The following is a 16,707-nucleotide window of genomic DNA, read 5'->3' as shown; positions in this document are numbered from 1 at the left end:
GGTCAGGCCGCCGCGGGGATCCTGGCTGCGGCCTTGTTGGCATCGCGCGGCAGCGTGACGCGCACGACGGTGCCGACGTCGATCTTCGAGCGCAGCCGCATCGTGCCGCCATGCAGTTGGGCGAGCGAGCGGGCGATCGCAAGCCCCAGGCCCGAGCCGTGATAGGTCTTGGTGAGCTGGCTCTCGACCTGCTCGAAGGGCCGGCCGAGCCGCGTCAGCGAATGCGGGGCGATGCCGATGCCGGTGTCGGCGATCATCAGCACGACCTTGTCCTCGAGCTGCCGGCTGCGCACCACGATGCGGCCGCCGTCGGGCGTGAACTTCACGGCGTTGGACAGGAGGTTGACGATGATCTGCTTGGTGGCGCGGCGGTCGGCGACGACCGAGATGATGCTTTCGATGTCGGCGTCTAACGTCAGGTTCTTGTCCTGCGCACGGCCCGAGACCACCCGCAGCGATTCCGCCAGCGTGCGCGACAGGTCGAGCTCCTCCATGTCGAGCTTCATGCGGCCGGCCTCGATCTTGGACATGTCGAGGATGTCGTTGATGACCTCCAGCAGATAGTGACCGCTGGTGAGGATGTCCTGGCAGTATTCCTGGTACTTCTCGTTGCCGAGCTCGCCGAACATGCCGCTTCCCATGACCTCCGAGAAGCCGATGATCGCGTTCAGGGGCGTGCGCAGCTCGTGGCTCATATTGGCGAGGAATTTCGACTTGGTCTGGTTGGCTTCCTCGGCGCGGGTCTTTTCGCGCTGGTATTTTTCGGCGAGATCGGCGAGCTCGTTGGTCTGGCGCTCCAGCGCCGCCTGCGAGCGCTTCAGGTCGATGACGGTGGCGCGCAGGCGCAGATCGTTGTCGACGAGCTTCTGCTCGTGCTCCTTGATGCGCGTGATGTCGGTGCCGACCGAGACGTAGCCGCCGTCCTTGGTACGGCGCTCGCTGATGTGCAGCCAGCTGCCGTCGTCGAGCTGCGCCTCGAAGGTGCGGGCGCCCGGTCCCTGATTGGCGGTCTCGTTGTGGCGCGTGCGCACCTCCGGCATGCGGCCGACCTCGAGCACGGTCTCGTAGGAGGTGCCGGGGATGACGGCTGAGTCCGGCAGCCTGTGCAGGCGCTGGAAGTGCGAGTTGCAGAGCACCAGACGGTCGCTGTTGTCCCACAGCACGAACGCTTCCGGGATCGTCTCGATGGCGTCGCGCAGCCGCAGGTCGGCTTCCACCGTGCGTTCGGCAAGGCTCTTCTGCTCGGTGATGTCGACCGCGATGCCGATCAGATGCATGGCGGAATCGCCCGTGGCGCGCGTGCGCTCGCAGCGCACGCGGAGCCAGATCCAGTGGCCGTCGACATGCTGCATGCGGAAGCTCTGGTCGATGTGGTCGATCTGGCCCGAAATCAGCTGGTCGGCGATCGCGAACAGGTCGATGTCGTCCGACTTCACCAGCGCATTGACCTCGCCGAAGGTGAGGAGCTCGTTGCGGCCGTCGAGGCCCAGCATCGAAAACATCGACTGCGACCAGAAGATCTTGCCGCGGGAAAGATCCCAGTCCCAAAGGCCGCAGCGCCCGCGGTTGAGCGCGGTGTCGATCCGGCCGCGCACGGCGTCGTTGATCAGGTCGCCCTCGCGGGCGCGGGTCGACTGCCAGTGGAAGGCGAAGCCGAGAATCAGGACGACGAAGCCGGTGGTCGCCGACAGCGTCACCGAGAGCGCGGCATCCGAGCCCCAGATCGGCTCGTTGCGCTCCTGGATCACCGTGACCTGACCGGGCAGCGACTTGATCGGCCGCGAGATCGCCATCGCGCTGTTGCCGCTGGGCAGCGTCAGATCGGAGACGTCGTTCTGTTGCGGCGGCGTTGCCACCAACTGCGCGGTGGTGATCGCATCGAGCAGGCGGTCGTTGCCGGCCGGGTCGGTGTCGACGGGAATGCGGGCAAGGATGCGGCGGTCGGTGCCGACGGAGGTGACGATGACGTGGCGGCCCGAGGCTGTGCCCCAGGAGGGAATGAGTTCGGGCAACAGCGTCGGCAGACGCTCGATGTTCTTCTGCCGATCCATGCGCACCGAGGCGAGGCGATCGATGCGCTCGGCGAGCAGGTCGGCGAGCGCCTGGATGTCGTGCTTGATCACCTGGCGCTTCTGGCGGGTCTGGTCGACGACCTGGACGAAGGCGCCGAGACAGATGGTGATGAGGAAGGCGATGATGAGAGTAGGCACAGCGCGCCGGAGCGCCGGCTCGGCGATCAGGAGCCGGTGGTAGGCCGGTTTCGCGATCGATTGCGCCAATCCCTTGATCGAATCGGATTGGACGCACGCGCTCGCGGCGTCTGCGCGCGGCATGCCTTCGGCCCCCAGAGATATTGCTGCACCACAACTCGGAATGAAGCCCCCGCTCGCTTCCGAATCACAGCGATTTGAATCCAGTTTTCGCGGGCTGTCGAGAGTCAACGAATCGTTAACGCGAAATAATTCTTATCCAATGGAGAGTTTGCGCGACGATCGTCCGCAATCTTGCGCGCGCGGGGAGTCCGAAACGGGAACGTGTGACTCTTCGCGCGCTTGTTCATGCGCGCGGCGGCTCGGCGTGACTGATCACGCGCTTCACGCTCGGGAAGGCGCGCCGCAGCGCGCGCTCGATCTCGTCGACATGCTCATGCACCTTGATCACGCTCATCGACGGCGTGGCGCGGCAGTGGAAGTTGACGATCTCGCCGGCATCGGTGTTGCGCACGCGCACATTATGGATGTCGTGGATCTCGCTATCAGCGGCAAAGCCGGTCAGCGCGGCTGCAATGGCCTGCACCCGTTCCGCCGGCGCGTCGACGCCGAACGGCAGCTCCGGCTGGAGCGGCTCGATATGGACGTCGACTTCCACATCCTCGCCGAACTCCTCCTGGATGTTGCGCTCCAGCGTATTGGCGACGTCGTGGGCGGCGATCAGCGGCATCCCGGCGTCGACCTCGAGATCGATGCCGACGATGAGCTTGGCGCCGAGATCGTGCACGGTGACGTGATGGATGGCAAGGCCCGAATTGCGCGCGATCACCATGATGCGGTCGCGCACGGTCTCGTTGTCGCGCGCCACGGGGACCGCGGTGAAGGTGAGGTCGGCATCGCCGAACGCCTTGGCGACGGCGGCTTGAGCGTTGCGCTTGATGTCCTCGACGCGGTCGATCGGATAGGTCCGCGGTACTTTTGCGATGGTGTCGATGAAATAGGTCGCGCCGACCATGCGCACGCGAAGGCGCTCGACGTCGAGAACGCCGGGCACGCTTTTGATCACGGCCGTGGCCTTCTCCAGCGCGCCCACCGGCGCGCGGTCGACCAGCGTCTGCACCGTGGAGCCCGCCATGCGCAGGCCGAGAGCTGCGATCATCACGGCGACGGCGGCGGCCGCTGCGGCGTCGCCCCACCAGAAGCCGAGGGCGGCGAGGATGAGGCCGGCGATGACGGCGAACGAGCCCAGCACGTCGGAGGCAAAATGCAGCGCGTCGGCCGCGAGCGCCTGGCTCCGCGTCTCCCGCGCGGCGCGATGCAGCGCCCGGGCGCGCCAGAGATTGACGACGATGTCGATCACCAGCACGACGAAGGGCACGGCCGAGATGGTCGGGGGCGGCGAGCCCTCGCGGATGCGGCTATAGGCCTCGACCAGGATGCCCCCGGCCAGCACGTAGAGCAGGGCGGTGACACCGAGCGCGGAGACGCTCTCGAGCTTGCCATGGCCGTAATGATGCTCGTCGTCCGCAGGCTTGTCGGACACCCGCACCACCGCCCAGGTGATGATGGTCGCGACCAGGTCGATCGAGGAATGCAGGGCCTCCGAGATCAGCGCCAGCGAGCCGATCGCGATCCCGACCACGAATTTGGCCGCCGCCATGCCGCCGCTGGCGAAGATGGAGATCGCGGCGACCGATGTCTTGCTGTGCTGTGCTGTCATGGCCGGGGATTTAGCAGCCCGCGACGTAACATCAAGCCGCGGTCCACAGGTGTAGTCGCGACTGAGTTGCAGGAGCGATGCCGGCTCCGTCATTCCGGGGCGATGCGAAGCATCGAACCCGGAATCTCGAGCTTCCGGGCTCGCCCTTCGGGCGCCCCGGAATGACGGTCACCCCTCACAGCGTCACGACGATCTTGCCGAGATGCTTGTTGGCCTCCATGTGCGCGAACGCCTCATCGATGTCGCCAAAGGCAAACACCTTGTCGATCGGCAGCTGCAGCTTGCGGGCTTCCACCGCACTCCAGATGTCCTTGCGAACCTCCTCGAAAATCTCGCGGATCTCCTCGATGGTGCGGGTGCGGAAGGTGACGCCGATATAGTTGATGCGGCGTGCTGCGTGCAGGTCGAAATTGAAGTCGGCATGGGTGCCGCCGAGCCGGCCGACATTGACGATGCGGCCCTTCACCCTGGTGGCGGCAAGGTTCTGGCTCGCGACCTTGCCCGAGACCTGGTCGACGACGAGGTCGACGCCTTCGCCGCCGGTTGCCTTCAGCACCTGGTCGACCCAGCCGGGGTCGGAGGAGTCGATCGCGAGATCGGCGCCGTAGTCGGTAAGCCGGCTGCGGCGATGGGCATCCGTCGACGAACCGATCACGACCTTCGCGCCCTTGAGCTTGGCGATCTGCATCGCCATCAGGCCGACGCCGGAGCTTGCGCCCTGGATCAGGACGGATTGGCCCGGCTGCACGCCGCCGACCGTGACGACGGCGTTGTGCATGGTCGCAAGCGCGACGGGCAGGGTGGCGGCTTCCTCGAAGTTCATGTTCGAGGGGGCGCGGAACAGGCGGCCGTGATCGGCGAGCGTGTACTCCGCGAACGCAGCGGCGCCCGAGCCCATGATGCGGTCGCCGACCTTCACCCCCTTCGCGTCGGACCCGAGGGCTGCGACTTCACCGGCCCATTCCATGCCGAGCACGGTGCCGACCCCGCCGGATGCGCCATGGGCGTGGCCCTTGCGCATGCCGGTGTCGGCGCGGTTGAGCGCGCAGGCGCGGACGTGGACCAGCACCTGCGTGCCTTTTGGCGTTGGTTGAGCAACGTCGGAAATCGCAGCCCCGTTAGGGCCATAGACGTAGGCCTTCATGTGTTACTCTCTCGCGCTTGATGCACTTGTTTAAGCGACGGCGGTGCCACTTCGCCTCTCCCCGCACGCGGGGAGAGGCCGGATCGCATCGCCAGATGCGATCCGGGTGAGGGGGAGCTTCCGCGAGTCTTTCTGTCACCGACATCGCGGAGATAGCCCCTCACCCCAACCCTCTCCCCGTAAGAACGGGGAGAGGGAGAGCACCTTCGGCGCCCGGGACAGCGTTGCTCAAATCCTCACAGATCCTATTCCGCAGCCTGCGCCGCCGGTTGAACGATCATGCCTTCGAGCCGGTTCCTGATGATGGCTTCCGCCTCGCGCACGATGCGCAAGATGAGCTCGGCGCAGCTCGGGATGTCCTGGATCAGGCCCTGCACCTGGCCGGCCGACCAGATGCCTTCGTCCGAATTGCCCGACGCATAGACCATCTTGCCGCGGGCGCCCGCCACCAGCTCGCGGATGTCCTCGAACCTGGCGCCTTCCTTCTCCATGGCGACGACCTTGGTGGAGATCGCGTTCCTGGCGACGCGCGAGGTGTTGCGCATGGTGCGGAAGATCAGCTCGGTCTCGCGCTCGTCATTGGCGACGATCTTCTCCTTGATGAGCTGGTGGATCGGGCTCTCTTTGGTCGCCATGAAGCGGGTGCCCATGTTGATGCCGTCGGCGCCGAGTGCCAGCGCGGCCACGAGGCCCCGCGCATCGGCAAAGCCGCCCGAGGCGATCATGGGGATATTGACCTTGTTGGCGGCGGCCGGGATCAGGATCAGGCCGGGCGTGTCGTCCTCGCCGGGATGGCCGGCGCACTCAAAGCCGTCGATCGAGATGGCGTCGACGCCCATCCGCTCGGCCGAGAGGGCATGGCGGACGCTGGTGCATTTGTGCACGACCTTGACGCCGTGCTTCCTGAATTCGTCGACATGCTCCTGCGGCTTGTTGCCGGCGGTCTCGACCACCTTGATGCCGGCTTCGATGATCGCAGCGCGGTATTCGGCGTAAGGCGGCGGCTTGATCGCGGGCAGGATGGTGAGGTTGACGCCGAACGGCTTGTCGGTGAGGTCGCGGCAGCGCGCGATCTCGCGTGTCAGATCCTCCGGCGTCGGCTGGGTCAGCGCCGTGATGAAGCCGAGTGCGCCGGCGTTCGCGACCGCCGCCACGAGCTCGGCGCGCCCCACCCACTGCATGCCGCCCTGGACGATCGGATGCTCGACCCCGACCAGCTCGGTGAAGCGTGTCTTCAGCATGGTGCCCTCTGTTTCCTCGGGCGCGTGATTGGCCCTGTTATCGATTGATTTCGGCGGCAGGATGCCGCCCGGTCCGGCAAAAGTCTATTCGCAGCAAGTGCGGCCAGGGCAGGGCGATCATGCGAGAGGCGGGGGACGATTCCGCGTGGCGGATAATCTTGTTCGAAGTACCAGACCCGTCATCCTGAGGCGCTCGCGCAGCGAGCCTCGACGGATGAACGGCCCGGATGCCGCCATTTCCGATTGTGCTGCGCTCCATCCGGGTTACGCGGCGCTTCACCTGTCGGCACTCAGGCGGAAATTCATCTCGATCTTCGCAGGCGACCCACCGATCCCGGGACGCCATGGCGAATAGCCCTGCGTGGGATCGGGATCGCGGGAGAGGTCGAGCCGCCAAGTCTCGGTCGGCGTGTTGGGAAGAGTCAGGATGACCTCGCGCCGGCCCGTCTTGTAAGACAGCGCTGCGGTCGCGAGGATCACCTTGCGATCGCCGTCGTGACCGTACCAGCCCTCGCTCAAGGTGACGGGCGCGAAGCCGTGGTTTTCGTCGACATAGATCTGCACGTCGGCCTTGTCAGCCGGCAAGGCCATGCCGGGCGGCAGGCGGAATTGCAGCTCGAGCGTCATGAAGCCGTGCGTGAGGTAGGGCGAGCGGATCAGCTCGTACCAGCCCCAATAGGCGAGGCCCGCTACGATCAGCACGATGGTCACGGCAAAGGGGTATGAGATGTGCGTCCGGCTCGCCGCGCCCGGTACCGCCGCATCGGCCGACGGCATGCTCTCGCGGACGAGACCGAACCTCGTGAACAGCCAGACGCCGGCGATGAATCCGACGAGGCCACCAAAGGGTCCGATGTTGAAGAACGCGCCCATCGCGATGCCGCCATCGCGGTCCGGGCCGGACAGCAGCACGACCAGCGCGGCAAGGCCGGACCAGCCGGCGAGCGCGCCGAGGAGACCGGAGAGGAGGCCGAGGATGAAGGACATGGAGGGGGCGCGATAAAGTGCTTGCGGTGAGCGGCGACTATGTTGTCGCTCCGTCAAGCGTCCGGGTTCGAGCCGCAAGACCCGAAAGCGCGTCATTCAGGGCTCGCGCTTCGCGCGCCCCGTATGAACGCGCGCTACTGCTCCGGCGCGAGCTGGACCATCTGGCGGCCGGCGTTGATTTCCTTCAGTTTGGTGACGTACTCCTCGGGGCGCTGCCAGCGCATGGGGACCTTCAGTCCCATGTAGCCCGCGATGTTGCCGATGAAGCCCGTGCAGTTCATGGTCTCGGCGTTCCAGAGCGGCGAGGAGTCCTGCAATTTCCTGATGTAGGCGAACACCCGCTTGGCGTCGGCCTCGTTCAGATAGACGCGGTAGCTCGCCGTCAGATATTCCGGATCGAGATCGCCATAGCTCGCGCCGGTCTCCGATGGGACCGGAATGACATGGCCGAGCATATAGGTGAGCGTGTCGCCCGCGGGCGTCAGGCCTGCGACTTCGACCGCACGCTCGCTGGTCTTGCCGTACCAGACGAAGGCATGTCCCCAGCTCGCCGCGGTCCTTGCCCTGAAGTCCACGTAGTATGGGCCCTTTGCCTGACCAGGCTTCGGCCGGGCAGGCGCGTCACGGGACGCAAGCGCATTCGCGTCAGCGATGCGCTTGCGCGCCTCATGGGCGGAAGCCGACTGGATCGTGCAAACGAGCGAGAGGACTGCGCATCCCGCGAGGAGACGCAATCCCGATCTCAGACGTGTGATTGCCACGCTTCGCCTTTCAGCCGCCGACAAAAGCAGTTTTGGAGACGCGTGAGGCTTTAGTAGCGCGACACGATCGGGCCGGGCGCCTTGCCGATCGGAGCCTTTCCAATTGGCGATTTGCCGATCGGCATCTTCCCGATCGGAGCCTGCGCCGGCGGATAGACGGGCTGCCGGTGCGGTAGATCCGCAGCGCTCGCGGCCGTCACCAGGGCAAGCGTTGCCCCCACTGCAATCACGATTTTCTTCACTGGTAGTTCCCCTTTGAGATCAGACAAAGCACGGCCGTAGCCTGCCGCGCTCCCCAAGCGGTCGAAGATGGGCGTCGGAATGCGTCCACAGTGCGGCGAACGCGCGGCGCGTTGGAGGAATATGTTTGCTGTGCCCGACACGTCACATGCGCGTGGTGATCGCAGGATGGGTTTCGCAGGAACTCAAACCATCTCGCGTCGGCCAAAGTCGTCTGGTCGCGCGATCAGAGCGCCGCCACCTGTGTGCCGACGGACTCGAACAGGTCGTACAGGCAGAGGGCGCCCATGACAAAAAGCAGCCACAGCGCGATGGCGATGGGAAGTCCGATCATGATGCCGCGAAACACGTTCACGTTGATCTCCGTGCCTTGGCTCCATGCTAGGCGCGGAGAGCGTGCAATCCAGTCGCCCGTTTGGACTAATCACCCTGTGTGGTCGTTGACCGTTTTCGACGCCGTCAGGTCCCGTCTCCCGGATGTCGCTTCCGCCTTCGCTCTTTGAGCTACGGCGGACAAGTCGCTCATCCGGGCTTCGACGTATCAGCTACAGTCGAAACTCGTTGGTCAGCTCGCCGATGCCGTCGATTGCGACGGTCACGGTGTTGACGGGCTCCTTCATCACGCCGACGCCGACGGAGGTGCCCACCGCAATGAGGTCGCCCGGAAGCAGGGTCATGTCGTGCGAGATCTTGCTGACCAGCTCCTGCGCGGTGAAGATCATGTCGGAGATCGGATAGTTCTGCCGCTCCGCGCCGTTGAGGATGGTACGCACGACGAGCTTTGCTGGATCGAGGCCGGTTACGATCACCGGGCCGAACGGGCCGTAGTCGTCGATGCCCTTGGCGCGGGCCCATTGCGCGAAAGTCGGATCGCGGGTGAGGATGTCGTTGGCGGTGATGTCGTTGACGCAGGTGTAGCCGAAGATGAAGGCGTCGGCCTCGGCTTTCGAAACGCGGCTGCAGGTTCTGCCGATGACGATGCCGAGCTCGCCTTCATACGTGGTCTTGCCGTCATAGGAGGAAGGGCGGCGGATCACGGCGCCGGGCGTTGTGATGCTGGTGGTTGCCTTCAACAGATACAGCGGCTCCGGCGGCTCGGGCTGATTGAGCTTTGCGGCGAGCGCGTGAAAATTGTTCCAGAGCGCGACGATCTTGCTCGGCGCGCACGGCGCGAGCAGCTCCACTGCGTCGAGCGCCAGCACTTTGCCATTCGGTGCGTTGCGGCCGAACATCTCACCGTCATGCACGGCGATGCCGTTTGGCGTGAGCGTTCCGAATCCCGTCGCGCCATTATTGCGGAAGCGGAGCCATTTGTTCGGGCCGGCCGCGCTCATCACGCCACCGCCTTGGTTTCGGCAGGCGCCGTGACGCCGTCATAAAGGCCGGCGATCCGGGCGCGCTGAGTGACCATGGCGAGCACGGAATCGAGCGCGGGCGTGGCTATCCTGGTCATGCGGCCCATCTCCTGGACCACGGTGACGAGCGGATCGATCTCCATCGGTCGGCCGCGCTCGAGGTCCTGGAGCATCGAGGTCTTGTGCGCGCCGACCTTGCGGGCGCCCTCGATGCGGCGCTCGACGTCGACCCGGAACTTGACGCCAAAGGTCTCGGCGATCGCCTGCGTCTCCAGCATGACTGCGCGCGACAGCGCACGCGTGGCAGGATCGGTGCAGATCACGTCGAGAGTTGCATGGGTCAGCGCGCTGATCGGGTTGAAGCAGACATTGCCCCAGAGTTTCAGCCAGATCTCGTCGCGGATGCGGTCGAGCACCGGCGCCTTCATGCCGGCGGCGACGAAGAGATCGGCAAGGCGCTGCACGTCGGGCGTGATCTCGCCCGAGGGCTCGCCGAGCGGGAAATTGTTGCCGTAGACGTGGCGGATCACGCCGGGCGCCTCGATCTCGGTGGCGGGATAGACGATGCAGCCGATGGCGCGCTCGGCACCCAGCTCGCGCCACTGCCGGCCTCCGGCATCGATGCTCTCGAGCGTGGAGTTCTCGTAACTTCCGCCGTGCTTGTAGAAGTACCAATAGGGGATGCCGTTCACCGCGGTGACGATGCGGGTACGCGGCCCCAGCAGCGGCTGCATCTTCTCGATCACGCCGGTGATCGAATGCGCCTTCAGCGTGACGATGACATAGTCCTGCACGCCGAGCTCGGCCGCGTTGTCGGTGCAGCGCGGATGCACCACGTGCTCCTCTCCGTCCATCAGCAGTGTGAGGCCGCGCTCGCGCATGGCGGCGAGGTGAGGGCCGCGCGCAACGAGGCTGACGTCGGCGCCGGCGCGCTTAAGCTGCACTCCAAGATATCCGCCGATCGCGCCGGCGCCGTAGATGCAGATCTTCATGAAATCCTCGCAGAGGGGGAGCTGAATCGGGATTTTGGGCACGAAAGGTCCAGGCCGGCTCGGATGGTCCGAGCCGGGGCCGGAAGTCGCAGGGGAAGTAGTTCAGCCCGTCAGGCCGCGTGCGGCGTGGTGATCTCGTCGACGGCGGCGGCGATGTCGCGCATGCTGATGACGGAGACGAGGCTGTAGTCGTCGATCACAGGCAGGTGCCGGATGTGGTGCCGGTTCATCAGATGCCGCACGTGCTCGATCGTGTCGCTCGAGGTGCAGGAGACGAGCTGCTGCACCGAGATGAGCTGGGAGACCTTGACGTTGACGCTGTTTGCACCGTGCTCGGCGACGGCGCGCACCACGTCGCGCTCGGTGAACATGCCGACCGCGGTGTTGCCCTCGGACCGGACGACGTCCTTGACCACCAGCGCGCTGATGTTGTTGGCGCGCATCAGCTTCGCGGCAATACCCACCGTTTCGTTCATACGCACGGTCACGACGCGCGACGTCTTCTTGCGCAGAATGTCTCCGACCAGCATTGCAACCTCCCTGGGTAAACGATGTGAAGATATTCTGGTATACATTATGCCAATCGTCAAGCGTTGGATTTGGCACATCCGAAAAATCTTGCGGCAGCAATGCTGACGTTTCGCATGCACCAACCGGCAAAAAGAAAGGGGCGCAATACTGCGCCCCTTTTGGTCGATGCGAAAGCTTTTGCTGTTGCTACGCCGTCTCGGTCTTGGCGTTGCCCGTTGCGGTGTCCGTTGCGGTCGCTTCCTTGCCGAGGATGAAGGAGCGCCGCAGCGGCTTGATCACGAACACCGCCATCAGTGCCGCCGTCGCGTTCAGCGCGACTGCAATGACGAACACCGACTTCCAGCCATAGGTCGCCGAGATCACGCTTGCGAGCGGCACCAGCAACGAGGCGGTACCCTTCGCAGTGTAGAGCATGCCGTTGTTGGTGGTTGCGAACTTCGAGCCGAAGGTGTCGCCGCAGGTTGCGGGGAACAGCGAGTAGATCTCACCGAACACGCCAAAGTACACCGCCGTCGCCAGCACGAAGACAACAGGCACGTGGCCATAGGCCGACAGCGTCAGCAGCATCAGAGCGGCCGTGCCGAAGGCGATGAACATGGTGTGCTCGCGGCCGATATTGTCGGAGACCCAACCGAAGAACGGACGACCGAAACCGTCGAAGATGCGGTCGAGCGAGATCGCGAAGGTCAGCGCCGCCATCTGGAAGCCGGCAAGCGTGACCGGCGTGTTGGCGATGTTGAAGTCGTGCGCGATCGGCGCGATCTGGGCCGCGGTCATCAGGCCGCCGGAGGCGACCATCACGAAGACCACGTACATCACCCAGAAAATGGGGCTGCGCAGCACCTGCGGCGGCGTGAAGTCGATCTTGGTCTGCGGCAGGTTGAGCTTCTTCTTCCTCGGCGGCACGAAGATCGACGGCGGCTGGATGAAGAAGGCGAGCACGAAGACGATCACGCCCTGGCCGATGCCGAAGGTGAAGAACGCGGTCTGGTAGCCGCTGGAGGCGATCATGCTGGCGATCGGCACCACGGTGATCGCTGCGCCCGCGCCGAAGCCTGCGGCAGTCGCGCCGGCGGCAAGGCCGCGACGGTCGGGGAACCATTTCAGCGCGTTGCCGACGCAGGTGCCGTACACCGCGCCCGCGCCCATGCCGCCAACGACCGCAGCGGCGTAGAGGAAGGTGAGCGAGTCAGCGTAGGAGTTGAGCACCCAGGACAGCGCGATCATCACGCCGCCGAACATGATCACGATGCGCGGGCCGTATTTGTCGACGAACCAAGCCTCGATCGGCACCAGCCAGGTTTCGGTCACCACGAAGATCGTGAAGGCGAGCTGGATCGCGGCGCGACCCCAGTGATGCTTGGCGTCGATCGGATCGACGAACAGCGTCCAGCCATATTGCAGGTTCGCGATCATCGCCATGCAGACGATGCCCATCACGAGCTGGAGCCAACGGAAACCACTTCGAAGAGGCGCGGCCGTGACGGCGCCGTCCGTGCTGGAAATCATCAACAACCTCCCAAGGCGCTGCCTGTTGTTACCCGGCGTCGGCAAGACGACGGAGTGTCGCAAATATTGTGGCGTATGGTCGCAAGCGCGGCGCGGAGCTTGGTATACCATATCCCAGAATGCAAGCCCTATCTTGCGGTGCGTCGCAGCAAAATGCGCTGGTTCATTCGGATTATACGAAGTCTGAACTATTCTCTAAAAACGAAACGCCCGGCCCCAAAGGGCCGGGCGCAGTGCGCGAGATTTGAGAAATGAGGGCTTAGGCGGACGCCTGCGCGACCACCGTCTTGCGCCAGGGTTTCAGCACCAGGATCGCAAGCAGCGAGGCAAGGATATTGGCGCCGGCCGCGATGATGAACACATTGTCCCAATGGCCCGAGGTCTGCTGCACATAGTTGGCCACGGGAACAAGGAGTGCCGCCGTGCCCTTCGCAGTGTAGAGCAGACCCGCATTTGTGGTCGCGAACTTTGCGCCGAACGTGTCGGTGCAGGTCGAGGGGAACAGCGAGTAGATCTCGCCCCAGGCGAAGAACACGAAGCCCGACAGCAGCACGAACCAGACGGGATCGTGGCCCCAGAGGTAGAGCATCCAGATGCCGACGCCTTCCATGCCGAAGGCGATGAACATCGTGTTCTCGCGGCCGATCATGTCGGAGATCCAGCCGAAGAACGGACGCGTCAGGCCGTTGAGCACACGATCGATCGTGGCTACGAACGTCACCGCCGTCATGGTCATGCCGACGAGCGTGACCGGAATGGCGTCGACCTTCCAGTCGACCGCGATGGGTTTGAGGTTCGCCGTCACCATCAAGCCGCCGGCGCCGACGATCATGAACATGAAGTACATCAGCCAGAAGATCGGCTGGCGCAGCACTTCGGTCGGCTGATAGTTGCGGCGGCTCTGCACGAGCGCGGCATTCTGCACCACACTCGGCACCTGGCCCGGCTTTGGCGCGAACAGGAAGAAGGCGAGAATGCAGATGATGATGCCTTGGCCGAGGCCGAAATAGAGGAAGGTGGACTGGAATCCGCTGTCCTTGATCATTGCCTGGATCGGCGCGACCGTGAGCGCGGAGCCAGCGCCGAAGCCCGCCGCGGTGAGGCCCGCGGCAAGACCGCGCTTGTCCGGAAACCATTTCAGCGCATTGCCGACGCAAGTGCCGTAGACGGCGCCTGCGCCGATGCCCGCGATGATCATGCCGAGATAATAACCGTTGAGCGTGGTCGCCTGGGCGTTGATCACCCAGCCGATCGCGCAGAGCACGCCGCCGACGAGCACGACGATGCGTGGACCGTATTTGTCGACGAACCATCCCTCGACCGGCACGAGCCAGGTTTCGAACAGCACGAATAACGTAAAGGCCCATTGGATCGAGGCGCGATCCCAGCCGAATGTTTTCTGGATGTCGGGGACGAAGAACGTCCATCCGTATTGGTAGTTCGCGATCATCACCATCGCGGCGACCCCGATCGCGAGTTGAGCCCAGCGATAGGTGTCGCTGACGCGTGCCGCTGTGGGCGCCGCTGCTTGCACCATGTCCGTCATGAATCCTCCAGAGGCGCTTCTCTTTCTTGTGAGCGCTGTAGAGGCATTCTTGTATTCATTATGCCAAGCATCAAGCGCCCGACGGCTCGCCGTGCGCTTATGCCGCAACCTGCTTGAATCGAGGTCGCGTAACGAGCCGTATGCGCAAATAGAAATGGCCCCGCGGAGAGGGGCCATTCATCGAAAGTAGCAATTCGGCAGATTTAGACTCGGCGCGACAATTCGACGCGCTGAAGGTTTCAAAGGCCGAAGCGTGGCTGATCGCCGTTGCGGATGGAGATCTCGGCGCTCGCCATCAACAGGCGGTCGATCGCGGCCACGAGGCGGCTGATCAGAGAGCTGGAGGGCTGGAGCGCGACGGCGGCGGACTTGGACATCGGAAGTTCCCTTTCTCGAGACGGTCAGTACTGCTGTCTCATCTTCGAAGGGAAACTTATGTATACCAGATGCCAGAAACAATCGTTTTGTTTGCATGGCAGCATTCGATATCCTGCATTGCAACATAATCATTCCCTGAAGCGGCCGTTGCGGGCATAAAGATGCGAAAAACGGAGCCAAACCGGGCCTTTTCCGTCGCTGCAGCCATCTCGAGGCCCGATTGCCACCACTCCGGTTGACGCCGTGGAGCGACAGGGTCTTTATTGGCCTGACGGGGATGTGCGATCTCCCCGTGAGGCGACATGCCCAAGAATCGCGTCCTCACTCCTCAAGGACGCCGCATGTCAGCACACCCTCCGATCTCACCTGACAAACGATCTCGACTTGCCGGCAGCACGTTCGTGCCGGCGCATGTTGGGGCGCGCCGTCTCCGCAGAGCCGCGCCTGTTGCCCTGGGGCAGGACACAACCAGGAGAACAATCATGCGCAAATCCATCACCTCTTGTGCGGCACTGCTGTTGATGGCGGTCAGCGGATTTCCGCTCGCGCGCACCCAGGCGCAGGACGTCGACTGGCAAAAGGTCGATGACACGCTGGGCCGAAAGCCGGCTGTTGCCGGCGACGTGCATCGTTACGGCTTTCCGCGCAGCGATCTTGCCGTGACGCTCGACGGCGTGACGATCAAGCCCGCGCTCGCGCTCGGCGGCTGGGTCGCGTTCAAGCCCGCGCATGGCGGCGCGATGATTATGGGCGATCTGGTGCTGCTCGAATCCGAGATCAATCCGGTGATGGCGAAGATGATCGCGGGCGGGCTCGAGATATCAGCCGTGCACAATCATTTGCTGCGCGCGAGCCCGGCAACATTCTACATGCATGTCGCCGGACACGGCGATCCCGCCAGACTCGCCGCGGCCATCCACGATGCGCTCGTCGAGAGCAAGACGCCGCTCACCGTCGCGGCGCCGTCGAGCCCTCAGCCCGCAGTCGATCTTGATACGGCGCAGCTCGATCAGATCATCGGCGTCAAGGGACAGGCCAATGGTGGCGTCTACGCGTTCACCGTGCCGCGTCGCGATCCCATCAGTGAAGGCGGCATGCCGCTCAATCCGGCCGGACCGCTGGGTGTTGCGACCGGCATCAACTTCCAGCCGACCGGCGACGGCAAGGCCGCCATCACCGGCGATTTCGTCCTGACGGGCGAGGAGGTGAACCCGGTGATTGCGGCGCTCAAGACGAACGGCATCGAGGTGACGGCGCTGCACAGCCACATGCTGGACGAGCAGCAGCGCCTGTTCTTCATGCATTTCTGGGCCAACGACGACGCGATCAAGCTCGCCAAGGGCCTGCGCGCCGCACTCGACAAGACCGCAAGCACGAAGAGCTGAGGCGCAGGTCGCAAGACGGGAAACGGGACGCGATAACATACAGGAGCTACTGCAATGTCTTACCAGGCCAAACCGATGCCGTTCGATCCAAAGTCGATCAGCGGTATCTCTGAAAAGGTACTCGTGAGCCACTACGAGAACAACTACGTCGGCGCGGTGAAGCGGCTCAACGCGATCGGCACGCAGCTCGCCGAGCTCGACTTCGCCAAGGCGCCGAACTTTGTCATCAACGGCCTGAAGCGCGAAGAGCTGATCGCGTCGAACTCGATGATTCTGCACGAGGTCTACTTCGACGGCCTCGGTGGCGCGGGTGGGCCGAGCGGCGCGCTCGCCGACGCGATTGCGCGCGACTTCGGCAGCGTGGAGCGCTGGCGGACGGAATTCGCGGCGATGGGCAAGGCAGAAGGGGGTGGTTCGGGTTGGGTGATACTTTCCTATTCACCTCGCGACAGGCGGCTCATCAACCAATGGGCCGCCGATCATACGACGACGCTCGCCGGCGGTCGCCCGGTACTGGTGCTCGATATGTATGAGCACGCCTATCACATGGATTTCGGTGCGGCGGCGGCCCGCTACGTCGACGTCTACATGGAGGCCATTCGCTGGGACAACGCCGCCAGGCTCTACGAACGATACGCGAGGGAAACCTGAGGAGAGACGCGTGAACAAGCAAAGAGGACCCGACCGTAAAATCCAGGTGGCATGCGC

General features: G+C 64.2%; 16 protein-coding genes. 2 read left to right on the top strand and 14 right to left on the bottom strand.

What is annotated here, in order from left to right:
• Nucleotides 1-2: 2 nt before the first annotated feature.
• The 14 genes from NLM33_RS11840 to NLM33_RS11780 form a co-directional block, all read right to left on the bottom strand.
• The gene (locus tag NLM33_RS11840; protein ID WP_254096218.1) at nt 3-2,333 is read right to left on the bottom strand and encodes a PAS domain-containing sensor histidine kinase; all 2,331 of its coding nucleotides are present in this window, start codon (nt 2,331-2,333) and stop codon (nt 3-5) included.
• A gap of 223 nt (nt 2,334-2,556) precedes the next feature.
• Nucleotides 2,557-3,930: a cation-efflux pump gene (locus tag NLM33_RS11835; protein ID WP_254096217.1), complete on the bottom strand. Its 1,374-nt coding sequence runs from the start codon at nt 3,928-3,930 to the stop codon at nt 2,557-2,559.
• Between the two features lie 175 nt (nt 3,931-4,105).
• Nucleotides 4,106-5,074, bottom strand: a complete 969-nt coding sequence (locus NLM33_RS11830; protein WP_254096216.1) for a zinc-binding dehydrogenase — start codon at nt 5,072-5,074, stop codon at nt 4,106-4,108.
• 245 nt (nt 5,075-5,319) lie between these two features.
• On the bottom strand, nt 5,320-6,315 hold the full coding sequence (locus tag NLM33_RS11825; RefSeq protein ID WP_254096215.1) for a nitronate monooxygenase family protein: 996 nt from the start codon (nt 6,313-6,315) through the stop codon (nt 5,320-5,322).
• A 276-nt stretch (nt 6,316-6,591) separates the two neighbouring features.
• The gene (locus tag NLM33_RS11820; RefSeq protein WP_254096214.1) at nt 6,592-7,302 is read right to left on the bottom strand and encodes a hypothetical protein; all 711 of its coding nucleotides are present in this window, start codon (nt 7,300-7,302) and stop codon (nt 6,592-6,594) included.
• 134 nt (nt 7,303-7,436) lie between these two features.
• Nucleotides 7,437-8,036, bottom strand: a complete 600-nt coding sequence (locus NLM33_RS11815; protein WP_254096213.1) for a hypothetical protein — start codon at nt 8,034-8,036, stop codon at nt 7,437-7,439.
• Nucleotides 8,037-8,113: 77 nt separating this feature from the next.
• Nucleotides 8,114-8,305 (bottom strand): hypothetical protein, encoded by a 192-nt coding sequence (locus NLM33_RS11810; protein WP_254096212.1) that lies wholly within the window; start codon nt 8,303-8,305, stop codon nt 8,114-8,116.
• A gap of 224 nt (nt 8,306-8,529) precedes the next feature.
• A complete protein-coding gene (locus NLM33_RS49245) occupies nt 8,530-8,658 on the bottom strand; it encodes a hypothetical protein (protein WP_256570524.1) in 129 nt (42 codons plus the stop codon).
• 190 nt (nt 8,659-8,848) lie between these two features.
• Nucleotides 8,849-9,637 carry a fumarylacetoacetate hydrolase family protein gene (locus NLM33_RS11805; RefSeq protein ID WP_254096211.1) on the bottom strand — a complete coding sequence of 263 codons (789 nt, stop codon included), beginning with the start codon at nt 9,635-9,637 and terminating at the stop codon, nt 8,849-8,851.
• Complete coding sequence (locus tag NLM33_RS11800; RefSeq protein WP_254096210.1) at nt 9,637-10,650, bottom strand: 2-dehydropantoate 2-reductase; 1,014 nt, start codon at nt 10,648-10,650, stop codon at nt 9,637-9,639. Before NLM33_RS11800 ends, NLM33_RS11805 begins: the two co-directional genes overlap by 1 nt.
• A gap of 110 nt (nt 10,651-10,760) precedes the next feature.
• The gene (locus tag NLM33_RS11795; protein WP_254096209.1) at nt 10,761-11,180 is read right to left on the bottom strand and encodes a CBS domain-containing protein; all 420 of its coding nucleotides are present in this window, start codon (nt 11,178-11,180) and stop codon (nt 10,761-10,763) included.
• A 187-nt stretch (nt 11,181-11,367) separates the two neighbouring features.
• Entirely contained in the window at nt 11,368-12,690 is a 1,323-nt protein-coding gene (oxlT, locus tag NLM33_RS11790; RefSeq protein WP_254096208.1) for an oxalate/formate MFS antiporter, read from the bottom strand.
• A gap of 259 nt (nt 12,691-12,949) precedes the next feature.
• The gene (oxlT, locus tag NLM33_RS11785) at nt 12,950-14,236 is read right to left on the bottom strand and encodes an oxalate/formate MFS antiporter (RefSeq protein ID WP_254096207.1); all 1,287 of its coding nucleotides are present in this window, start codon (nt 14,234-14,236) and stop codon (nt 12,950-12,952) included.
• Nucleotides 14,237-14,475: 239 nt separating this feature from the next.
• On the bottom strand, nt 14,476-14,613 hold the full coding sequence (locus NLM33_RS11780; protein WP_198031694.1) for a hypothetical protein: 138 nt from the start codon (nt 14,611-14,613) through the stop codon (nt 14,476-14,478).
• 522 nt (nt 14,614-15,135) lie between these two features.
• Here NLM33_RS11780 and NLM33_RS11775 point away from each other — a divergent pair.
• Both NLM33_RS11775 and NLM33_RS11770 read left to right on the top strand, forming a co-directional pair.
• Nucleotides 15,136-15,999: a DUF1259 domain-containing protein gene (locus NLM33_RS11775; RefSeq protein WP_254105761.1), complete on the top strand. Its 864-nt coding sequence runs from the start codon at nt 15,136-15,138 to the stop codon at nt 15,997-15,999.
• 54 nt (nt 16,000-16,053) lie between these two features.
• Nucleotides 16,054-16,650, top strand: a complete 597-nt coding sequence (locus tag NLM33_RS11770; protein WP_254096206.1) for a superoxide dismutase — start codon at nt 16,054-16,056, stop codon at nt 16,648-16,650.
• Nucleotides 16,651-16,707: the final 57 nt, after the last annotated feature.

It is taken from the genome of Bradyrhizobium sp. CCGUVB1N3 (genome assembly GCF_024199925.1).
Taxonomy (GTDB): domain Bacteria; phylum Pseudomonadota; class Alphaproteobacteria; order Rhizobiales; family Xanthobacteraceae; genus Bradyrhizobium.
Note: the sequence above shows the minus strand (reverse complement) of the source record. Positions and strands in the feature narration are given on the sequence as shown.